Annotated in this window: 26 protein-coding genes; 6 read left to right on the top strand and 20 right to left on the bottom strand. The window is 43.8% G+C overall.

All coding sequences use genetic code 11. The annotated features are described in order from the left end of the window. The first annotated feature begins 26 nt into the window (after window positions 1-26). Complete coding sequence (locus tag Q337_RS0112825) at window positions 27-341, top strand: recombinase family protein (protein ID WP_000079429.1); 315 nt, start codon at window positions 27-29, stop codon at window positions 339-341. Window positions 342-519: 178 nt separating this feature from the next. Here the strand turns inward: Q337_RS0112825 and Q337_RS18655 are convergent, their stop codons facing one another. Continuing rightward, on the bottom strand, window positions 520-768 hold the full coding sequence (locus Q337_RS18655; RefSeq protein WP_084494840.1) for a hypothetical protein: 249 nt from the start codon (window positions 766-768) through the stop codon (window positions 520-522). Window positions 769-961: 193 nt separating this feature from the next. Here Q337_RS18655 and Q337_RS0112835 point away from each other — a divergent pair, with 193 nt between their 5' ends. Further along, a complete protein-coding gene (locus tag Q337_RS0112835) occupies window positions 962-2,134 on the top strand; it encodes a hypothetical protein (RefSeq protein WP_026471934.1) in 1,173 nt (390 codons plus the stop codon). A 336-nt stretch (window positions 2,135-2,470) separates the two neighbouring features. On the opposite strand, the gene Q337_RS17730 is transcribed toward Q337_RS0112835, so the two are convergent. The 17 genes from Q337_RS17730 to Q337_RS0112920 form a co-directional block, all read right to left on the bottom strand. After that, the gene (locus Q337_RS17730) at window positions 2,471-3,034 is read right to left on the bottom strand and encodes a TetR/AcrR family transcriptional regulator (RefSeq protein WP_051526871.1); all 564 of its coding nucleotides are present in this window, start codon (window positions 3,032-3,034) and stop codon (window positions 2,471-2,473) included. A 71-nt stretch (window positions 3,035-3,105) separates the two neighbouring features. Next, window positions 3,106-5,346, bottom strand: a complete 2,241-nt coding sequence (locus Q337_RS17735; protein ID WP_084494841.1) for a DNA topoisomerase 3 — start codon at window positions 5,344-5,346, stop codon at window positions 3,106-3,108. A gap of 33 nt (window positions 5,347-5,379) precedes the next feature. Further along, window positions 5,380-5,763: a hypothetical protein gene (locus tag Q337_RS0112850; protein WP_026471935.1), complete on the bottom strand. Its 384-nt coding sequence runs from the start codon at window positions 5,761-5,763 to the stop codon at window positions 5,380-5,382. Window positions 5,764-5,870: 107 nt separating this feature from the next. Next, complete coding sequence (locus Q337_RS18660; protein WP_051526872.1) at window positions 5,871-7,364, bottom strand: TrbI/VirB10 family protein; 1,494 nt, start codon at window positions 7,362-7,364, stop codon at window positions 5,871-5,873. 2 nt (window positions 7,365-7,366) lie between these two features. Beyond that, entirely contained in the window at window positions 7,367-7,804 is a 438-nt protein-coding gene (locus Q337_RS0112860; RefSeq protein WP_026471936.1) for a hypothetical protein, read from the bottom strand. Window positions 7,805-7,806: 2 nt separating this feature from the next. Continuing rightward, complete coding sequence (gene trbG / locus Q337_RS0112865) at window positions 7,807-8,793, bottom strand: P-type conjugative transfer protein TrbG (protein WP_034280362.1); 987 nt, start codon at window positions 8,791-8,793, stop codon at window positions 7,807-7,809. Between the two features lie 27 nt (window positions 8,794-8,820). After that, entirely contained in the window at window positions 8,821-9,510 is a 690-nt protein-coding gene (locus Q337_RS0112870) for a VirB8/TrbF family protein (protein WP_034280364.1), read from the bottom strand. A gap of 64 nt (window positions 9,511-9,574) precedes the next feature. Further along, window positions 9,575-10,867: a P-type conjugative transfer protein TrbL gene (gene trbL, locus Q337_RS17745; RefSeq protein ID WP_228133135.1), complete on the bottom strand. Its 1,293-nt coding sequence runs from the start codon at window positions 10,865-10,867 to the stop codon at window positions 9,575-9,577. A 2-nt stretch (window positions 10,868-10,869) separates the two neighbouring features. Next, on the bottom strand, window positions 10,870-11,034 hold the full coding sequence (locus Q337_RS18855; protein ID WP_156935799.1) for a hypothetical protein: 165 nt from the start codon (window positions 11,032-11,034) through the stop codon (window positions 10,870-10,872). A 1-nt stretch (window position 11,035) separates the two neighbouring features. Next, window positions 11,036-11,755, bottom strand: a complete 720-nt coding sequence (locus Q337_RS0112885) for a type IV secretion system protein (protein WP_228133136.1) — start codon at window positions 11,753-11,755, stop codon at window positions 11,036-11,038. An 87-nt stretch (window positions 11,756-11,842) separates the two neighbouring features. Then, complete coding sequence (locus Q337_RS18435; RefSeq protein WP_156935800.1) at window positions 11,843-12,259, bottom strand: hypothetical protein; 417 nt, start codon at window positions 12,257-12,259, stop codon at window positions 11,843-11,845. Beyond that, window positions 12,240-14,717: a VirB4 family type IV secretion/conjugal transfer ATPase gene (locus tag Q337_RS0112895; RefSeq protein ID WP_051526874.1), complete on the bottom strand. Its 2,478-nt coding sequence runs from the start codon at window positions 14,715-14,717 to the stop codon at window positions 12,240-12,242. Before Q337_RS0112895 ends, Q337_RS18435 begins: the two co-directional genes overlap by 20 nt. A gap of 11 nt (window positions 14,718-14,728) precedes the next feature. Continuing rightward, window positions 14,729-15,025: a conjugal transfer protein TrbD gene (trbD, locus tag Q337_RS0112900; protein ID WP_026471941.1), complete on the bottom strand. Its 297-nt coding sequence runs from the start codon at window positions 15,023-15,025 to the stop codon at window positions 14,729-14,731. A gap of 12 nt (window positions 15,026-15,037) precedes the next feature. After that, complete coding sequence (locus tag Q337_RS17755) at window positions 15,038-15,445, bottom strand: TrbC/VirB2 family protein (RefSeq protein ID WP_156935801.1); 408 nt, start codon at window positions 15,443-15,445, stop codon at window positions 15,038-15,040. A 19-nt stretch (window positions 15,446-15,464) separates the two neighbouring features. Beyond that, entirely contained in the window at window positions 15,465-16,403 is a 939-nt protein-coding gene (gene trbB / locus Q337_RS0112910; RefSeq protein ID WP_051526876.1) for a P-type conjugative transfer ATPase TrbB, read from the bottom strand. Further along, entirely contained in the window at window positions 16,360-16,662 is a 303-nt protein-coding gene (locus Q337_RS0112915) for a hypothetical protein (RefSeq protein WP_134244642.1), read from the bottom strand. Before Q337_RS0112915 ends, trbB begins: the two co-directional genes overlap by 44 nt. 389 nt (window positions 16,663-17,051) lie before the next feature. Next, entirely contained in the window at window positions 17,052-17,297 is a 246-nt protein-coding gene (locus tag Q337_RS0112920; RefSeq protein WP_034280366.1) for a helix-turn-helix transcriptional regulator, read from the bottom strand. A 32-nt stretch (window positions 17,298-17,329) separates the two neighbouring features. Here Q337_RS0112920 and Q337_RS0112925 point away from each other — a divergent pair, with 32 nt between their 5' ends. Then, a complete protein-coding gene (locus Q337_RS0112925; protein ID WP_026471945.1) occupies window positions 17,330-17,791 on the top strand; it encodes a helix-turn-helix domain-containing protein in 462 nt (153 codons plus the stop codon). A gap of 12 nt (window positions 17,792-17,803) precedes the next feature. On the opposite strand, the gene Q337_RS0112930 is transcribed toward Q337_RS0112925, so the two are convergent. Together Q337_RS0112930 and Q337_RS0112935 are read right to left on the bottom strand one after the other, a co-directional pair. Beyond that, entirely contained in the window at window positions 17,804-18,082 is a 279-nt protein-coding gene (locus Q337_RS0112930; RefSeq protein WP_026471946.1) for a type II toxin-antitoxin system YafQ family toxin, read from the bottom strand. Then, entirely contained in the window at window positions 18,063-18,332 is a 270-nt protein-coding gene (locus Q337_RS0112935; RefSeq protein WP_026471947.1) for a type II toxin-antitoxin system RelB/DinJ family antitoxin, read from the bottom strand. Before Q337_RS0112935 ends, Q337_RS0112930 begins: the two co-directional genes overlap by 20 nt. Before the next feature lie 330 nt (window positions 18,333-18,662). On the opposite strand from Q337_RS0112935, the gene Q337_RS0112940 reads away from it, so the two are divergent. From Q337_RS0112940 to Q337_RS0112950, 3 genes are read left to right on the top strand one after another with little or no spacing between them, the layout of a single operon-like run. Next, complete coding sequence (locus tag Q337_RS0112940; RefSeq protein ID WP_026471948.1) at window positions 18,663-19,403, top strand: ParA family protein; 741 nt, start codon at window positions 18,663-18,665, stop codon at window positions 19,401-19,403. 7 nt (window positions 19,404-19,410) lie between these two features. Then, window positions 19,411-20,427 carry a ParB/RepB/Spo0J family partition protein gene (locus Q337_RS17760; RefSeq protein ID WP_084494842.1) on the top strand — a complete coding sequence of 339 codons (1,017 nt, stop codon included), beginning with the start codon at window positions 19,411-19,413 and terminating at the stop codon, window positions 20,425-20,427. 55 nt (window positions 20,428-20,482) lie between these two features. Beyond that, window positions 20,483-20,821 carry a TrfB-related DNA-binding protein gene (locus Q337_RS0112950; protein WP_084494843.1) on the top strand — a complete coding sequence of 113 codons (339 nt, stop codon included), beginning with the start codon at window positions 20,483-20,485 and terminating at the stop codon, window positions 20,819-20,821. The last annotated feature ends 163 nt before the right edge of the window (window positions 20,822-20,984 follow it).

The raw sequence follows: 20,984 nt of genomic DNA on the forward strand, positions 1-20,984 counted from the left end.
ATCTTGGGCATTTCGGGGTATCTCTGGTGGCACAAACAGGTTTGCAGTTTGACCTTTCCACATCTCAGGGAAAGCTCATGGCTTCTGTGATGTCTGCATTAGCAGAGTTTGAGGGAGATTTACTACGTGAACGTGTGCGCTCTGGTGTAGCAGCGGCACAAGCGCGGGGCGTTGTGTTTGGTCGTCGTCCTGGTCAACGTACCAAGTCAGATCGTCTGGCACCTAAAGTGTTGGAGTTGGTGTCTGCTGGACACTCTTATCGACAAGTCGGTCGGCTGGTCAATCTAAGCAAAAATACCGTGTTGGATATCGTTAAAAGAAGTCGGAGTGAAAATCCTTAGCGTGCTATATTTTCCGTTTCCTGAGACGACCCCTTTTACTATCAGCAAAAATACGATAGAAGTTGGCTTAGCAATACTCAACTAAATAGAATTGCTAAAACCAATATCTGAATTTTATTGATATCAGTACAGTGTAAAGCCAAAATTACTGCCTTAAACACTGTACTGATTTAAAAAATTATCGCTCTTTATTGGCCTGCGCTAAGACAGAGGCTGCTAAAGTTTTTGTTGTATCATTGTACTTGTCACTTTGCAGGACTCGAGACGCCTTGGATTCCATCTCACTGCCAGTTTGCTTACCTGAATTGGTTTGCGACAAAGCTGACGCCGCTAGCTCCTTCTGGATTGAGGAAGAAGATGAACTTCTTAAGGTCTGTGACGCCAAGGAACCTACAGCCTTTGATGTTTGTTTGGAATTGTTGGACATGATTGATTACCCCTTCTATAAGATTTTTTAAGTATAATCCATGACTTAAACTGGTCAATATTTGAACGACACAGAATGACGCTTGAAGCAAATTATTAGTATTTTTTATGGAAAATATCAGCTAAATTCTTTAAATATAAATAGTTAAGCAACAAAAATGTTTCAGTCACTTCCATTTAAAAGGTAGAAAATAATGAATCAGGAAGCAAACCAATTTAAAGCTAAGAAAAAAGGTTCCAAAAGTAGTTATTCAGCCATAAGTTTTGATGCTGTGGTACAGATTGCCAAAAAGTTCAAGCTACCAAGTTATGTAGCAGCTTACCTAACAATTGCTAGACATACAGATAAAGATGCTCATGGGGAGTTTGGAGAAAATCGGGTTAGCTGTGCAGGTGGTTTGAAAGTGAGTAAAGTGGCTGGGATTAGCCAGATTACTGCCAAACAACGTCTAATGCAGCTCGCCAATCATGGGTTTTTGCAAAAAGCACCCAAGGGATTAAAAGTAAAAGGTAAGCAGGCCGAATGGATTATTCCGGCAACCCATATTCTTGACACAAACTTACCTCATCAACTTTTTGATGAATTTGAAACAGCCCAAGGAATAGGTATTCCACTCAAAAGAATCTTTGATGATAAAGATAGAACACCTGAAGTAAAGTTGGCTGCCTTGGTAATGCTGATTTATTTATATAATAAACATGATTTATTGAATCATGGTGGAATCCCTCATAACATTTTCTTTCGGGAATTCGAAAAAGATGGTGGAGAAACAGCAACTCTTGATGCAGATGGGTTATATCGCTGGGAATGTATACCTCAGAAAGGAACCTATACCTATGGAAATATTCAAAGTTCATTCTTGCAACTATTAGGTTACGAGTACAAAAAAGAGCTAAACCAAAGCATTTTTTGGCCTGCATATCAAATCCTCGATGAATCAGGATTTTTAGTCGAAACTGTAATGTTATATGTAGAACAAAAACCATATTTGGTGATCCGGTTTAATGACTTGCATACCAGTCAGCAACTTAAAAGCTGGCTTGGTGAGCAGGAGACTGATGGATTAGGCTTTTATTACAATCCCAAATCATCACTAGTTCAGGATAATGAACTCTCAGAGCAATTTTATGTCAAGCTGCCCACAGATGTTAATCCAATCGAATATATGATGGAGCAACCACCGATTAAACGAGGCCACCCAAAGCCAGCACCTCAACGATTTTTTGAAATGCGTTATCAGTACTGGCTCCGTTTTAGATGCTCAGACCCTACCACTGGCATGGCCATTGAAAAGTTCAATTCATTACTAGAAAGTCTCAAATCAATGGCCATTGATACGGTAAATGAAAATACAGATGACATATAGGTAGTATGAAAATATATAACTATTATGAACTATACCTAAGTATGAAATTTATAGGTTGAGTGAATAATATAAATAATATGACTTGAATATATGTGAGAGTGTCGCCCAAAAATAAAGCTTTTCTCATCTCAAGATTTGAAGTCAAGCAACAGTAAATGGCTGATCGGAAATAACAGTTGGCTTAATAGATTTAACTTCAGATACGGTATTAATCTCTACGCTATTATAGAACTGATTTTACAGCGTATCGTTATTTTGCATTTAAGACAAAAAGCGATTGGTTATTACACCAAAACAAGTAACTAACGATTGAAAAATAACCCTAGCTCAAACCTATTAGGCAGTTAAGCCAACTTGTTGACTGCTCATTAGATTTTCAATCACTGTCCAGCCGTTTAAATAATCCATTGGTTTAAACCTGGCATTGACCAGCATCCCTTCAGCCATATTCACCAGCAAATGCGCCAAAGTTGCCGGGTCACTGACCTGTAATGCCATCAACAGGTTTTTAACCAGCTCAAGCTTCCAGTGCTTATGCCGGTGAATGATTTTAAAGATGGAGCCATACTCATCATCGCATTCAATGGTCGCCTTATTAAACAGGCAACCCTTAAAATGCGACGAGCTACTAAATTCCACATGCCATTGAAAGAAGGCCTTGAGCTTTTCCGCATGTCCGGACGCCCGGTTCATGCGGTGGGTTAAGTCATTCTGGATCAGCAGGCTTTCTTCTTTAAGGCAATCCTCAATTAGACTGGTTTTGGATGGGAAGTATTTATAAAAAGTCATCTTGGCCACGTTTGAGGTACTGATGATCTTGTCCACCCCGGTACGGCTAAATCCATGCTGGTGAAACAGGGATAAGGCCGTGCTGAGAATCTGGCTTTGCTTTTGGGTCATTGCTCAATCCTTCAGTTTACATAAAGTATCGGGAATACTTGATGGATGATCAAACTTGGTCATAGTCAGTCCTACACCAGATTGCTCGGATCAGGAACCGGATTATAGGAAAAGTTTTTGTCATCCGGTGTCCCTGTAATCACCGGCTTGCCAAGCTTATCCTCATAGGATTGTTTGCAGGCTGGATAGCCAGAGCAGCCCCAGAACGCATAAGCCTTCCTGCCTTTCTTGCCGGTACGCCGGATCAGGCCACTGCCGCAGGCCTGACACTTAAACTGACTGGATACAGCGGCTTTAGGCTTTGGCTGCCCCGGCTTGCCACCCGCATCCGGCAGGGTGGTTTTACAGCTCTCCCGGTCACTACAGCCCCAAAAGGCCTGTTTGCCGGGTATGGCAATGCGGTTCATGGGCTTGGCACATTTTGGACATGGAACTGAATCCGCCAATTTGACAGAGCCACTTTGCTTGACACTATCGACTTCCCGGCCAATATAGGTCATCAGGTTTTGCACAAAGCCAACCACATCCTGTTTGGTCTTTAATGCTTTTTGCTGTTCATGCCAGATCGCGGTCATATCAGGATACTTGGCCTGATCCGGCAACGCGTCATACAGTTTTTCCCCAATTGGTGTACTGACAATGCTTTTGCCTTGTTCGGCTAAAAAGCCACGATCAAACAGGGTTTTAATAATACTGTCACGGGTGGCTGGTGTCCCAATGCCCCCATGCTCGCCCTGCTTGTCCTTATCTTTATCAACCAGGGTTTTACGCAGTCGCTCATCCTTGACGTACTTGGCCACACGGGTTAAATCGCTTAGCAGCGTGGCTATCGTATACAGTGCGGGTGGCTTGGTTTCCTTCTTTTCTGCAATGGCCTTGATGCACTGGCCTTGATCATGCTGCTTTAAGGTTCGCAGGTCACAGGCCAGGATATGGTCATCCTGGGCCAAATCCTCATTGTCCTGGTCATTTTTATATAATACTTTCCAGCCCATCCGGGTTGGCACTTCCGCAGAGGCGGTAAACTGGTGCTTACCCACATTGATGAGGATATCGGTACGGTCATAGCAGTAATTGGGGAAAAACTGGGCAATATATGCCCTGGCAATCAGCAAATAGATTTTCTGTTCTGCATCAGTCAATTTATTTAAGTCGGCCGTTGCTTCAGTGGGAATGATTGCATGGTGCGCTGATACCTTGGCACTGTTAAATGCCCGGCTTTTGATACTTGGATCTGATTTACCAATCAGGTTGGCAAAGATTGGGGCAGTCTGGCCAATGGCTGCCAAAACACCCGGCACATCCCCATGCTGCTCATCACTTAAATACTCGCAGTCTGACCGGTTATAGGTAATCAGCTTATATTTCTCGCGCAGGTTCTGGGTAATGGTTTTCACCTGGTCTGGCTTCATGCCAAACTTGCGCGATGCATCAGTTTGCAGTTTAAGCAGGTTATAAGGTAAAGGTGGCGGGGTTTGTTTGGCTTCAGTTTTAACGCTGGCCAAAATCGCCGTATGGCCAGTAGCATCCTGAGCAATTTGTTTGGCCTGAACTTCATCGGTCAGGCGTTTTTTTTCGTCCACCGTATCGGACTCTTTGACCAGATAGCGACCGTTGAAGTTTAAACCCTGAATATCAAAATCACCGGTTACGCTATAGTAAAAACTTTTCTGGTGACTGGCGTGTAAGCGGCAGCGGCGCACCACCAGTCCCAGGATCGGCGTTTGTACCCGGCCCACGCTTAATACGCCCTGATGACCCTGATTCTGGGCTTTTAGTGTATAGGCACGGGTCAGGTTATAGCCATAGAGCTGGTCGCCCACTGAACGGGCTTCGGCTGCCGCAGACAACGGGGCAAATTCCTGGTTATCGCGCAGGTTGGCCAGCGCCTTTTGCACCACTTTTAAATTGTTGTCATTAATCAGTACCCGTTTCACCGGCAGGGTGCATTTGGCAAATTCCAGCAGCTCATCAATCAAGAGCTGGCCTTCATCATCAGGATCACCGGCATGCACCACTTCCCGCGCCTGCTTGAGCAAGGCCATGATTTTTTTAACCTGGTCTTTTTTATCACTAGCGACTTTTTTCTTCCAGGGTACATGCGAGAACGGTAAATCGGCCATGTTCCACTTTTTATATTTGGCGTCATAATCTTCAGGATCGCACAGTTGCAACATGTGGCCAAAACACCAGGTCACGGCATCCTGTCCACACTGAAAATAGCCATCCTGACTTTTACCACCGCCCAGGCCATCACGGATTGCCTTGGCGAGATCGGGTTTTTCCGCAATGAATAAGCGTCTAATGGTCATGGTGGTATCCTTGGTTACGCCAAATATTAAAATCTAGTGGTCGTGCAGCACTTTTCTTAATCGTTCCCCTTCAGCTTTAATCTGCTCACTGTCCAGGGATTTAATCAGTAATGTGGGTAAGTTATGGGCGGCGTCTGCAATCAGTTTAAGCAGGCCTAAATCTTCCTGTAATAGCTCAGGCGCTTTGTGGCTCATAGATTCAGTATGTACCCGGATTTTAGTCAGGGCATAGTGAATCAAAATTAAGGCGCTGGCATTGACCTGATGCAATTCATTGACGGCAATCAATGACTTAATCTGGATAAAATCCATATCTGTCATATTAAAATCAGCAGCAGTAACTTTGGATAAGGCCATTTCCATGACTCGGTGTGCTTGATTGAGTACTTCATCATTATTGATAAAATTATATTGCATGACCCTAAACCTGAATGAAAGCGCTCTTGCCTGTGGAAGTGAATCACTGAAATCTGGAAGTTAGAAATTTAACTTCCAGTTTTTAGGTAACCAGTTAACGACTAAAGTTAATGGTAAGGTTTTAGGATCATGTCCTTTTTAACCATGATATTGAACCGGTAGCCTGGGCGAATCTTCAGGGTTGGTGCAATATTCATATTACGACGCGCCAGCTCCGTACCTAGTTCGCTATATTGCTGGCCAATTGCCCCAGCAACGGTTTGTCGCTCATTAATATTTTCACCATTGGACGCTTGAGGCTGTGATAACTGAGCACCCGCACTCAACAGGGACAGTAAGGTCGCTTGGCCAAACAGCTTGACGTAGTGATTATTGACCTTGTCATGAAAACCGGCATAGCCAGCCTGATCATAACCACTCATATTTTCCAGACTGATCGAAGCCCCATCAGGATAAATAATTCGTGTCCAAGCAATCAGAATCCGGGTTTGTCCCAGCGTAACCCCATTGTCATACAGGCCTACCAGTTTTGCACCTTGCGGAATCAGCAAATATTTACCTGTTTTATTGTCATACACATTCTGACTCACCTGTCCTACGATTTGACCTGGTAAATCACTGCTAATCCCACTGACCATCACGCCGGGAATTACCGTACCGGCTTTAACCTCATACGGTGACAATGCCGGAACCAGGGCTTTATTTAAGTACACATCTTCAGACTGGTCAGATTTTGCAAAATCTGCTTTACGCGACTGGCCATTCAGCTCATCCATTGACGGACGGTCATTGCCCCCACTCCGGGATGCTACTGAATCTATATCAGGCGCGGATGAACTACCGCCCAAGGCATTCATTAGGCCACCACCCGATGAACCACTTGATGATGATTTTTTCAGATTGCCGTTAATGGTAGTTGATGCTCCTAAAACACTGCCCAGCATATTCTGTTCATCAGAAATGGCCTGCATCTTGGCACCTTCACGCTGGCGAACAGCTTCAATTCTGGCCTGATTTAAGGCCTGCATGTTCTGGTTCTGCATTTCCAGACGTTGACGCTCAGCATCCAGTAGCATCAAGCGACGCTTGTTTTGATAATCCTCTAAAGAACCCTCTAAAGGTGCAGTCGCTACAGGCGTAGTTGCCCCGGACAAATTGCCACAAGCCCGTTGTTGTGGTGAACCATCAGGATTTAATGCAAGCTGGCCATCAGGCCCGATGACATTTTCCAAACACGGTGCGCTTGTCCCTGCCCCACTTAAACTATAGGCAGGCGCTGGTGCAATAGAGCCATTGGTTGGTGCGTTTTTAAATAATTCTTCAGGGGCTTTATTATCACCAGAAGTTTGTGCCCCTGGCGTGGGTTCATCTTCTGCCAGTTGCGCTTCATCATGCTTGGTGCTATTGATCATGGCAAATGCAATCATGGCAATGGAAACAATCGCAATGACCAGAATAACAATAAGGGGCGTTTTGGTCAGGCGACGGCCGCCGGTTACCTGTTGACGGTCACCTTCCAAAATATCAGGTGAATCCGTTGATGCCGGATTGTTTAAATCCAGATCATCGGGCTGTTGTTCATAGTTTGGTTTTTCAGCCATGATCAACCCCCTTTAACTGTATAGCTATTGAGCAAAGACCATTGTTTTGTCTGAGTGTCCCGGATCAGCATATTCGTCACTTCCTGCCCATTTAACCGGATCACAATGAGCAGGCCATTTTCTAAAGGTGTGACCTGATACGCCAAAGGAACAGCAGAAGGATTCGGCGCTGTCCCATCAGCAATGCCAAAGCCCCGATTTTTTAAATTGGCCGTCAGTGCAGTGGCCAGCCTGTCCTTTTGACGCGCTGGAATGACGTTAACAGTGCTATTGGCCGCAGGCAATTTATACGCGACATATCGAGCAATGGCATCAGCCAGAATCTCTGTATTGGCAGCCGTCACACCCGATGTATAAGAACCCTGGTTAATGGGCTGATTGACACAACCGGTCTGACCCAGGGCAACGATTAAGGCAAGTGCCAGTAATTTTGCTTTCATGCTTATTGCCCCCGTACTATATCCACACGCACTTGCTTACGGCCAATACCACTGACCAGCATGGCACGATCAATCACGCTATCGACCACAAAGCGGTCATTCACCAAGCGGTAATTAATCAGTTGTTCTTTTTTATCAGCGCCTATGGCCAGTAACGCAGGCAATTCAATATTGGATTTACTCAAGTTTGCCGGAAACTGAATATAAGTTTTAGCGCCATCGGTATAAACACGTTCAGGTTTCCAAGCTGGCGAATCACCACGCACTTTAAAATTAAAGTCTAGGCCAGCCACATTTTGGCCATCACTAAGTACATTGGACGCCTGGTTTTTTTCCTTTGCTGCATTGTATTTTTGCCAAGCGGCAGCCGTATCTTCCGGGTACTGGAATGACACCAGAGGCATCCAGTCATTAATTCGGCTAATCAGTTTAATCACATACAAGCGGCGGTCAGTGGATACCGCGACATTGGTGGATAAATTACTGTCAGTCGGCTTAACCACGACCAGAGAGGTTTCATTATCGCCACTACCGACCACTGAAGGCACAACCTTCCAGCGTACATTATCTGCCAGATCAATTTGTGTAATGGTCTCACCCGGCTGCAACTTGATCACACAGGTATATAAAGGCGCGCACACCACTGAAGGCAAGCTGGCACCATAAGCAAATACAACCGACCCATCCTGCCCACGACCCGGCAAGTCAGGACGCTTGATCCATTCATCAGCAATTCTTGTTCCTGCCTGTTCTTTGGCGTTCAAATTAGGCTGTACCCCTTTAAGCAGGTTTACAGGGATGGCATTGCCCCCATTCCCCCCTGAGCTTCCCAAACTGCCCACACCTTGCATGGCTTGGCTAAATGCAGGATTCTGTAGCATTTCTGCTTGTTGCGCCAAGGCATCAGCAGGGCTAATCGCAGGAACCGCAGCATGGGCGACAGTGGTACTCAAGGCAGCAGCAATTAAAGTTGATTTTAAGGTTTTCATAGATTTAATTCCCAATAAGTATTTGTTTTAAAGCTTGCTTGACCAGTTGAAATCATCAACAAAGACGCCCATTGGATTGACCAGAATATTGGCCTCATCGAGTGGCGGATTAATACTGACCGTCGTAATTGCAGACATTTCAAACTGGGAAATAATTACACCGGCGCGGTCATACTTGGTTTCCTTCCACTCCGAACGCCAGGTTTTGTCAGACATTGGAATGACTGAATGCAGCTCAATTCCCACAGTCTCAGATTCAGCCCGTTTAAACGGTGTATTACCGGCATAGAAGTTATTGAGTTTGTTATAGGCTGGCGAACCCCGTTTCACCATTGAGTAACAAGTATCAATTAATGATTTTTGCGCCGCAAAATCGGTGTAGACACTTCGGCAGGATTCAATAAATGACGCGATTTGTGCTTTAACAATACGGCTATCCGGTGCTGAGGCTACATCTGCCCGTCTTACAGCAACGGCCTGGCCAAGCTTGTCCACTTCTACCATGTAGGGAACAAGCTTATTTTGGGCACCGATATACGTCATTCCTATCACTGCAATAAGTGCAATGCCCATACAGATAAAGGCAGCCATTCTCCAAGTGTTAGCACGTTGAATATAACTACCGTAACGCTCATTCCATTCCCGGTGACCATTGAGATACGGATTATTTGTATTCTCAACGGCTGGATTACTCACTTTAGATTGTTTGGATTTCATATCGTTTACCATATATTTTTAAGCATAAGCTACGCTTAACTAAAAGGTTTTTTAAAACTTCTAGTTAAGAAATTGTGTTGTCTGGTTTGTCTAAACTGGTGGTCGGATTATTATTCTGTCCGGTGCCTGGATTACCATTAGCAGGGGAATTTTGAGGAACCTGACGATTGGCTTTTAATTCCTGAGCTTGCCTACTCATGTCACCACTCATGCGCCCACCCATGTTGCCATGTCCATGATTTTGACCGGAAAACCGGCTGCCAATATCCTGCTTTAATGAGCTGCCCAGGTTTTTGGCCATTGAACCCATCATAAAACCGGCAGTACCCATCTTGGATGTTGGTGCATTACCTGCTGTTTTGGCATCTAAAAGCTGTTCACTGGCTAACTTGGCTGCACTACCAGTAGCCATACTTGCCCCAACCGCAGCGCCAGCCACTGCCCCTATACCACCACCAACAGCCGCAGCCGCAGCAGTTAAAGCACCACCATTACCCACTGAGGCACCATTGATAATCCCTTGTACCAAATCAGGAATGGTTTTAGTTAGTGCTAGTAAGATAATTGCACAGCCAATCATGGTGACAATATCAGCATTATTGGCTTCAAATTGAGCAGACCATTTCTCTACCATAGTAATGCCAATACCAGCAATGAGCTGCATAATGAATAATTTTGCCCCTACAGATACAGCATATTGCAATGTGCGAATAGCATAGTCTTTAGTCCATCTTGATCCGCCAAAGCCCATGATTAGTACACTGGAAGATACAACGATATACATTTCAACTAATGTTAAAACGATAAGAGCAGTAATTAATGCGAAGCAAACAATAATAACGATAGACGCTACAAGCATTCCTACAGAATCAATTGGTGACCAGGCGCTGATTGAGTTTAATACCTTATTAACAATTTTCATCCCTTCAACAAAAAAGTCAGAAGGCATCATCAGACTTTTACCACTTGCTTGAGCTGCCGCTTCCCGAAAGCTATCAATGATATTTTTAGCAAAAGTCGAGGAATTTATAAGTAACCAATAAAAGAAACCAATAAATATAAGTTGATTAACAACTGCTGAAACGAAGTCAGATATATCTGAGCCACGAAAGGCTAACTCAATCATGGCCCATGCAAATTGAATAAATGCCAATAGCCAAAATAAATTAGTAGCTATAGTTAGCAACTTAGGTTCCCATGTAGCTGCGGAGTTTTTAAACTCATCAATCATATTATTGACTGATTGCTCACTGACCGCAGCATTAGCATCAACGGAAAATAAGAATAATGCTAAAATTGCAGTAGCTAAAATAAGCCAACGATAGCTATTTAAATTAACTACAGGCATTAATTTCATGGCTAGTACCCCTTGCCTTTTGCACTGTCCCAATCACGTTTATCAGTATTTTTTTCTTTCCACTCTTCTTTAGAAACACTTTGACCATCTTCTTTAGAACAAGCAGTCAACGTCAGAGTAGAAATAAAAATGCACAAACAAATAGATATAGCTTGTTTTAACATCATATTAATACCCCTTACCCTTTGCACCATCCCAGTTACGGCTATCAACATTGCGTTTTGCCCAGTCGGCACGCATCGCATCTTTTTCAGCCTGAGCTTGTGCCTGAGCTGTAATCGTTGCACGCTGGGAAGCAGCCATGACACTGTTTAAGTCATTCATTTGCTGAGCGACTACACCGAGCAACTGATTGGACGACTGAATCTGGGCAACCTGAGAAGCACCAGCACCACCGGCCGATTCATTCAAAATTGAGCTGATTTGCTGGTTACGGTCAGCTATATTATTAATAGTAGCTTGTGCCTGCATTGCTGTTTTATTAGCGTCCTGAAGCTGGTTTGACCATTTTGAAAAATTGGCCAGCATCTGATCCGGTGTTTGTTTAGTTCCAGCTTGTGAGTACAAAGTCTGAAATTCATTTTGCACTTGTGAAACACTTTGTTTTAGCGTTTTTGAAGCTGCAAGTAGCTGATTAACATCACTTGCCTGTTTACTCACCTTTGAAATAACGCCTGAATAGTTACCTAGTCCAAGCTGTTTTAAAGCCTGCTCTGAGAGCGCATTACCACGAACCAGGCTATTAATTTGCTGAACCTGATTACTAATTTGTGTGGCTTGATTCACCGCATTTTGAATCATGTTTGCAAAGTTAGCCCCATCAAAAACGGGGATACCAGTTGCATTTGCAGTCACTGGTACAACAGAAGCAACAGTGGATACGCTCATTAAGATTGCTAAAGAGATTGCCTTGATTTTCATAATTCACCTCAGATAGAAAAATTTTCGTTAACGAAAGTTTTAACTGGTCATTGCTTACCAGTTAATTTCACGTACTACATCGCTACCATCTTCCGCAGCGCCCTTGATTGTTAAAATCATGGCCTGACAACGGAAGCCCTTACCGCTTTTCCACTGGCCTCGCGTTTCACCGTCAGGACAAACATTGTTGTTTTTGCCGAGCCAACGGGTAAAAACGCCTGAAGTGTTGTAGTCGCCTGGATTACTTCCACCAGGGGAAACAAAGCTACAATGTGGGAATCCCTTTCCCTTGGCCAAATCACGAGTAACTTGACGGATGGTCGATGCACACTCAGCAACGCCCTTACCACCGGCAAAGCATAAAAGCGCCTGACAACCATAGTTATCATCAGCTAATGCCACGCTACTGGAGAGTGCTGCCACGCTAAAAACCATAGGCAACAACGCCTGATTAATGAGTTTTGATTTCAAAATTGATTCCTTTATGTTCCAGCCATTTGAAAGGCCATCCCTGGCCATCTACTTCCATAAACTCACGGATAAGCTTGTGATTATCCTTGTAATTCACTGCTACAAAGTTTAAGGCAACGCTGTCCAGACCCAGGGTAAACATGCGTTTGCCTTCCGCACTGGTAAAATAATAGTCGCGCTTGCGGGTTGCATTCTTGAGCATATTAATTTCAGTGCTGTTTAACCCCATGATGGTATAAAGGTCATTTGGCCCTGGCACTTCAGCAGTACCGGCTTTATCCGCTTCTGGATTAGGCAACAGAATTTTGGTTGGGCATGATTCAATGAGGACATCAAAAATGCCTGAAGACACCGCATCGGTGAGTGATTGTGTGGCCATGCACACCAGACAATTGGCTTTACGCAAAACCTTTAACCATTCACGGATTTTTGCCCTGAACGCTGGGTGACCCAGCATTAACCAGGCCTCATCCAGAATCAGCATGGTTGGCCGACCATTTAAGGATTTTTCAATACGGCGGAACAGGTATAACAATACCGGCAATAAATTCGCCTCACCCATTTCCATAAGGTGTTCAATTTCAAAAACTGTCCAGTGTTCATTGCCGGTGATCAGGCCATCATGCCGGGCATCAAGCAATGACCCTAAAATGCCGTCAATCGAATAATGCTTTAAGGCACTACGCACATCTTCATCCTGAACGGTCAGCAAGAAGTCGGTAATGGAGCGTTCCCCAGGTACTTTTTCTTCCCGTAACAGTTTCATGGCACGGGTAACTTCGCTTTTTTGTTTTGGCGTTAACATCTGATTGGTTTGCAAATGGTAGCAAGTGCCGATCCACTCAATTGCCCAGTTCAAGTCCACATCAGTGTCAATGGCTGATAAAGGCGCAAATGACAGGACATTTTCCTCGCCCCCGATGTCGTAGTGTTTACCACCGCAGGCCAATGATGCAGCCCAGGCAGAATTACCCTTATCAAAGGCAAATATCTGGGCATCCTTATAGCGCAGGAACTGGACGGCCAGGGTATTGAGCAATACGGACTTACCAGCACCAGTTGGCCCAAAAATCAGGGTATGGCCAAGATCATCAACATGCAGGTTTATCCGAAACGGCGTTGCTCCATTGGTTGAGCCATACATGAGTGGTGGCGATTGTGGGGGATAGTAAGGGCATGGGCATTCAGTACGGCCTGCCCAGATATTGCTTAATGGCAGTAAATCCGACTGATTTAGAGTATGAATCAGGGGACGACGGACATTGGGCATCGCATGACCCGGCAGTGTCCCTAACCACGCTTCCAAGGAATTAATCGTTTCAATGCGGCAGGCAAAGCCCAGTCGTTGGATTTCCCGGACAACAAAGCGAGACTGTTCATGGACTTCCTCAAGGTTTTCACCCTGAATGACCACAATGCTGGTGAAATAACCAAAAGTGACCAAACCGCTAGAGGCCTCGGTAATGGCATTGTTCGCATCGACCGACATTAACAAGGCATCTTCATTAATCTGGGCATTCTGGGTTTTAAAGGTCTGGGCAAAAAAGCCCCGGACTTTTTGTTTCCATTTGCGCTTGACCTTGTTCAGCTCGCTTAATGCTTCATGCTGATCCAGATAGATCATGCGACTTGACCAGCGATAGGACAGCGGCAGCGCTTCTAATACAGCAAGAATGTTGGGATAGCTTTCAGGCGGATAGCCTTCAATGGCCACTGGGCAAATGTAGTTACTACCGACTTTTGGGGTATCGCCTGTGACCAGGACATGACCACCCAGATAGGTGTCCATGTAAGCCCCATAGGGCGGGATATTCAACTCAATGAAACGACCAGTGAGGCAATACATCAGGTAATTGACCAGTTCATCACGCAGATGCTCACGGCCAAACTGATCAGTGACGGTATAGCCTTTCATGCGCTGCAAGGCGATAGTGCCGCCGAGTAAATCTTCAAAAGTGGCAAGCTGCTTATTAAAATAATCGAGTATCTGGTCTTGAACTGACTTCTTGGGCGTATTGGCATCATCACGCCAGATTAAGTCGTTGACTTTGGATGAAACACGCAATGGCGGCATATAGCTAATGACCATTACATATTCGGTGACATAATGGCCACCTTCCTGCTGAAAACCCTGACGGCGATGATCGTCAATTAATTTAGAAACCGGATCAGGGAAATAGTTTCTGTTTTCTTCAGGATAATAGTTATCAGCAATTCGTGCTGCATCGTGCCAGCTCACCCAGCCATTACCAAAACGGGATAACGCAGCATTCACCCGGTTGGTAATGTAGTTACGCTCATCATTGGTGGCGCTACCAATATCATCACCACGATAAAAATAGCCCACCATGATGCTGCCGTCTTTATTCATGACAACGCCACTATCGACCAGGGCGGCATAATTTAAAATGTCCGGCAGACCTTTGGCCTTTTTCCGATATGTTTCTAATGCGAGCATTTTATTACCTATTATTCTGTACGAAATGGCGTAGAACGAGCCAGGTAAATATCTTGGTTCTTGAATTGGCGTAAATACACCTTTGACGCTAGCGGATCAGCCGAGGCAATGCGTCTTAATAAAATTAGAGCAACGACCCATATTCCGACACCAAACAGGATTGATGACCAGGTTTTAAGCGCAAAGATCATAATTGCTGCAATAAGGCCAGCCATTAAAATCAATTCCCGTTCACACCCCAGCAATAAGCTTGGCCGTGTTAAGGCACGATTAATGGTTGAACGTCGTAATGGAGTTTCGTTGCTCATGAAATTACCTACTTACTGATTTGAACAAGTCACTGCTGCTTGTGTATTTTCACAAGTTGGAATGGTTGCTGACTTACCAGTCAGGTTAGTCAATACTTGGGCTGCAAATACGATGATGGAAACCACTAAAACAACCATGATCATTTTGCGGGTGAACTCATTCATTTCACCGCCAAAGATCAATGTCATACCAGTTGCAGCAATGGCCAGAATGGCCACACCAATCGCAACAGGCCCGGTCACACTATCCTTGAACTTTGTCAGTGGGTCTTCCCAAGGCATGCTGCTACTGGTGGTTGCTGCATGGGCAAAGTCAGGCATCAGTACCAGAACAGCTATAACTGCAATGGCCAATACCCAATATAAAAAGGTACGGGACTGCATAAACTGCAAATTTAATGTTGGTAGTGTAGGATTCATTGTCATAGCTCTCTTACGATTAATTAATCGTGGTCAGTTGATAATCATTATTTCTGTAGCCATCGACAGAAATAATTTCTTTTACTTTGCGGCCCCCTTCGGATTTGACGATGCAAATAACGACATCAACCGCCTCAGCAATAAGTTGTTGTTGTGGAGCTGGAGTTGCTTCACTTATGAGTTGTTCCATGCGGATCAAACCGGCGCGTGCATCATTGGCATGAACTGTTGCCACACCACCAGGATGTCCAGTGTTCCAGGCTTTTAACAGGGCAAGTGCTTCCTCGCCCCGCACCTCACCCACTAAAATCCGGTCTGGCCGCAAACGCATGGTTGCCTTTAATAGTCGCAACATGGACACATGCTCAGTCGAACGCATAATGACCACGTTTTTGGAACTACATTGGATCTCGCCGGTATCTTCGATAATGGCCAAACGATGGTCTGGCGTATAAGTTGAAATTGCTTCGATAATCGCGTTGGTTAAGGTAGTTTTTCCTGTACCTGTACCGCCAACGACCAGAATATTTTTGCGGCTTTTAACCGAAGTAATAATCATTTCCCTCTGATAAGACGACATTATCCCGTCATTGACATAATCATCGAGGGTAAAAATCTTGTAGGCTTTCTTACGGATCGTGAACGTCGGTGCACTAACAATAGGGGGGATCAATGCCTCAAAACGGCTACCATCAATGGGAAGCTCACATTCTAAAATCGGTTTTTCACTAGTAATTGTTGTATTGATCGTGGATGCAACAGTGGCCATTAATGATTCTGCCTGAGAAGCAACCATTTCACCGACCGGTTGCATTTCTTGTCCCAGGCGCTCAACCCATAATTTGCCATCTGGATTGAGCATAATTTCCACTACATCTTTTTCGGTTAAAAGCTGTGTAATGGTTTGACCCAATTCACGTTGGAGCTTTTCCTTCACCCGAAGAAACTTGTCGTTCATTAACGTCAGTATCCTTAAAAAACACAGTGAGATACTTCACCGCATTGTATTTAGTCTCAATATGCGAATAGAGCCTGTCTAAACTTGACCATACTCGCGGTTGTTTCTTGGTATTAACCAGCAGTAATTCTTCATCTTTCCACGATAACGTCACATAAATGTGAAAGCCTTTACCTTCAGGCGTTGGCGCAATCTTGATTTGTTTAACTGCATTAGCTCTTGCGTTATCGACAAGGGTTGATTCTTGGATGGTGTTCATGTCCGTTAATTCTTCCGCTGGAACTGGATAAGTCGGACATACTAAATGTTTCAAGATCGCCATGCTAATAGTTAAATATCTCTATAACGAATTATAGAATATCATCTAAACGTAGTATAGCAAGTCGATTTTATGAATTTATATATAACGAGTTAACGAAATAGTATATTTCGTTAATTGAAGGCAATAAAATAGATAGGGATGAATATTTTTAAGCATTTAAAACAATACCTTATTAAAAAAAACGAACGATAAAGTTCTTTATCTGAAGTAAACCTAAGAAATTATTAACTGAATAGACAGAATGTTCTGTCCAATAATTCTAAAACAGAAAAATTACAGGGTCGATACCCTAATTGATAAAATTTGTCATTTAAGTTATTTTTTTGTCACAGGAACATGTCGGAAATTGTCTTTTTTAATGCGAATGTGACCAGTGCCATCTTTTCAAAGCTAATGTTTACACGACCGTTTTCAATGGCTGATATTTGTGGTTGCGTTTGGCCAGTTTTTTGACCTAGCTCTAATTGGGATAAGGAAGCGTTTTTGCGGTAGCGTTTGACGTTTAGACCAAATTGGACTTTTAAAAGTTGCACCGCCTTCTGGCTTTCAGGTAGCATCGCATTTTTACTCATCTTTTATCCGCATTCCCTCGTACTGCATACTTATGAATTATACGCCTTATCATGCCATTGGTAGATTATTTGCCATAGAAGAATTAGCCAATCCGATCCTGGCGGCCAACAAGGACAATCAGACCTTTAGCACCCCGATTGACCAAACCAAGCTACACAATACCATTACGGCAATCCATACCTCGGCCAGCACAATGGTGCAAAACCGGCTGAAGCAACTGGAAAATGACACCAAAACAAAAATGGATGATCAAAGGCTGGATACTTTTTTAAATCTGGACAGTAATCAGCTTGCCTTACTGCAACAGGCCTATATTAATGAACGTACTGCCATTAAGCGTTGTAATGTCTTTAAGACGATTCGTCTACGGAAAAATTTGAGTATTGATGAGGCTGCTGAAGGCTTGAAACTCAATCGTCGTAACCTTCAGGCATGGGAAGCACATAAAAAAAACTGCCCAATTGATGCCATTAAACGACTTGAGCAGTTATAAGATAAAAATCAATTAAAACAGGTCAGCATGTGATCCGCACCGGGCTAAAATCAATTCCTGATTGTCCCAATCCACGTCCCAGATCAGTAAGAAATCCGGTTGCACATGGCATTCCATGTGGGGCTTCCAGTTCCCAACTAAGGGATGTGGCTTATATTCATCCGGGACAGTTCCTGTTTTCACTAAATGCTCATCAATAAGCTGTAGTAGTAAATCTGTATCCTTTTTAGGATCATTTAATGCCCGTTTTAAATCTTTTTTAAACTGCTTTTTAATCCTGATTATCAGCATTATCTAACTCAACAAATAGTGCTTTTGCTGTTGGGTAGGTCTGCGGCTCAACAGGTGCTTTCATGGCAGCGAGTGTCACAGCGTTCGGAACTCTAAGTTCAAGCGGAAACTCCTGACGGACTATCACCTGATGCAAAAAAATCCTGATTGCGTCAGACATGCTTAAACCTATTGAGCCTAACACCACTTCGGCCTTCTGTTTGATATCACCGTCAACCCTTGCCCTAACTACATCGGCTTTAGTGTTCATGGTATTTACTCCTGTCTTGGTAAGTTTATTGTAGCACTTTTGAGCTACAATGCAAATTCAGCTATTAGAAGATAAAAATTTCGTTAACGAAAATTTCATCTTTGGCGTCATAACAAAAAGTATTGAATTAATGTAAAGTGTTATTGACAACACACTATATTTTTTAAGATACTGAAATTGTTCACTAGAACTTTTTATTGATGTGTGGCTAACGCTACGAAGGAGTTAAGATGAGTAACCCAGTCATAGGCGATGTGTTTTATTCCCTATTTGGTGCTACATTGGGCGCAATTTTTATAAATTTTGGCGGTTAAGGGGCAAGGACATTTTATGAAAATAATTACGATTGCAAATCAAAAAGGCGGCGTCGGAAAAAGTGCGCTGAGCCTGCATATTGCTTTTTACCTGCATGAGCTGGGTAAAAAAGTGGTGTTCATTGATCTTGACCCACAAGGTAACAGCTCAAGCGTACTGGGTAAGACTGACTTTCAGGCGGTGGCTTCGGCCAGCAGTTTATTTCAGGACAACTTTAGCCTGGATATGCCCCTACCCCATGCTGTTTTATTGAAAGGTGATGCCAGCCTGGTCAATAACCTGGATATAAAGTTGTTTGTGCAGAACATGAATCAACTCATCAAGTCTATTGATGATGACACCATTTGCATTGTCGATACCGCCCCAACCGCTAGTGCCTTACAGATTGCCCCGCTTATTGTCAGTGATAGCGTGGTATCCCCGATTGAGCTTGAAAGTTTTTCCATAGCCGGGATTGCCAGTATCCTCAACACCCTAAACAACATTAAGGAACAATATAACCCTCGGCTGAATTTTTTAGGGATTGTTCCTAACCGGGTTAAAGGGGTCAGTCATCGCCAGCTCACCCTGTTGGAACAGCTAAAGACGTCCTACTCACAATACCTGCTCGACCCTGAATTTAAGATTAATGAGCGTCAGGCCATACCAGAGGCCTTGGATCAGGGCATCCCGGTATGGCGGCTTGGCAAGACCTCTGCCCGTGATGTGGGCAAGGAAATGAAAGCTGTCGTTTCTAAAATATATCAATCAATTTAGGACAATAATGATGAATTTGGATGCACTCAATAACTTAAATATCGGTTCCCTGGTTGGCAAGCCAAGCCGTACCCAGAATACCAAGGATCAACTGCATATTGACCTTGCCTTGATTGAAGAAGACCCGTTAAACGTCCGTCTGGTGTTCGATGAAGACAAATTACAGGCACTGGCGGATACCATTCGGGAAAATGGGGTATTGACCCCTATTTCAATTCGCCCCAATCCTGACAAGTCCGGGCATTTTATTATTAATAACGGTGCTCGACGTTTTAGGGCATCTACCCTGCTTGGCTTAAAATCCATTCCGGCGTTTATTGATGAGCAGCATGATGAAATCAATCAAATGATTGATAATCTGGAGCGTGAGGATTTAACACCGCTTGAGATTGCTCAGAAGATTTATAAGCTGGCCAATCATGAAGATAAGGCCAAGCGCCTTAAAAAAGAAGACATTGCAAAACGGCTTGGTGCAAAACCGGCATGGGTATCCAAGCATTTAAAACTGCTTGAAATGCCTGAAAAACTCAAGTTCCTGTATGACATGAAACGCTGCAACGACCTTGAAGCCTTATATGCCATTAGCTCGGCCTATAAGAAATATCCTCATCAAATTGACAAATGGCTGGATTCCTTTAAGGACAGTTCTGACATTATTACCCAGCAGGCCGCCAATGCGTTTTTAAACAAGTTAAAGGAAAAGGATAAGCCCAAAGCGGCTAGCCCTATCGCTGAGCAGGATGAAGCTTCTGTAGACCGTGCTAGTCGGCCTGATAATACTGAGTATGAAGCTGCTGAAGCCGGTGAAAATTTTGATAGTAATGACAATGCAGGGACTAAAGACCGGTCAATTGGCCAGCAGTCTTCCAATGAGTCATTCAAGTCAGGCCATGATCTCAAGTTTATCAGTATTTCTTTGGTCGGCAGTGATGAGCAGCATCAACAGATTACCCAGCAGCTCCAAGAATTTTTAAAACAAATCGAGCAGCAGTATCCAACCGCCCAGCTTGAGCTGCAAAGTTGATCAGACATACAGAACTTTCGTTAACGAAAGTTCTGCCCATGATGGAATCATTATCATGATGAAAAAATCAGGCTACCAGGGCATTCTGACACAAGAACAATATGATGCACTACTGCCCACTTTGGCAAACTTTTCAGAAGAACGTAAACAGGCCTGCTACCTGGTCATGGTCAAAGGCATGCCAGCCACCGAAGTTGCCAATCAGTTCAGCAAAACCCGGCAGTGGCTAAATGATGCGCTAATCAAGGTTTATGACAAATATGTTCAGGTCAATTACCCGAGTGATTGGCAAACCATTACCGTCCGGGTTCCCCCACATCTTGCCGTTATCATCAGAGGCATGGAACAAAAGGCACTGGACTTGCTAAAGCAACAGATTAGAAAGTTAAAATAATCGGTAGCCATTATTAATATTTTCTATTAAACCAGTTAAATCTAATCAACATCGTTTATATAAATTTACTATTCAGACATACTGAGTAAATCATTCAGTACATGACTATAAATATATCGCCATATTGACCACGCTATAAACGGCTTTCCAATACCCTACTCCC

The sequence above is a fragment of the Alkanindiges illinoisensis DSM 15370 genome (assembly GCF_000619845.1).
GTDB lineage: Bacteria > Pseudomonadota > Gammaproteobacteria > Pseudomonadales > Moraxellaceae > Alkanindiges > Alkanindiges illinoisensis.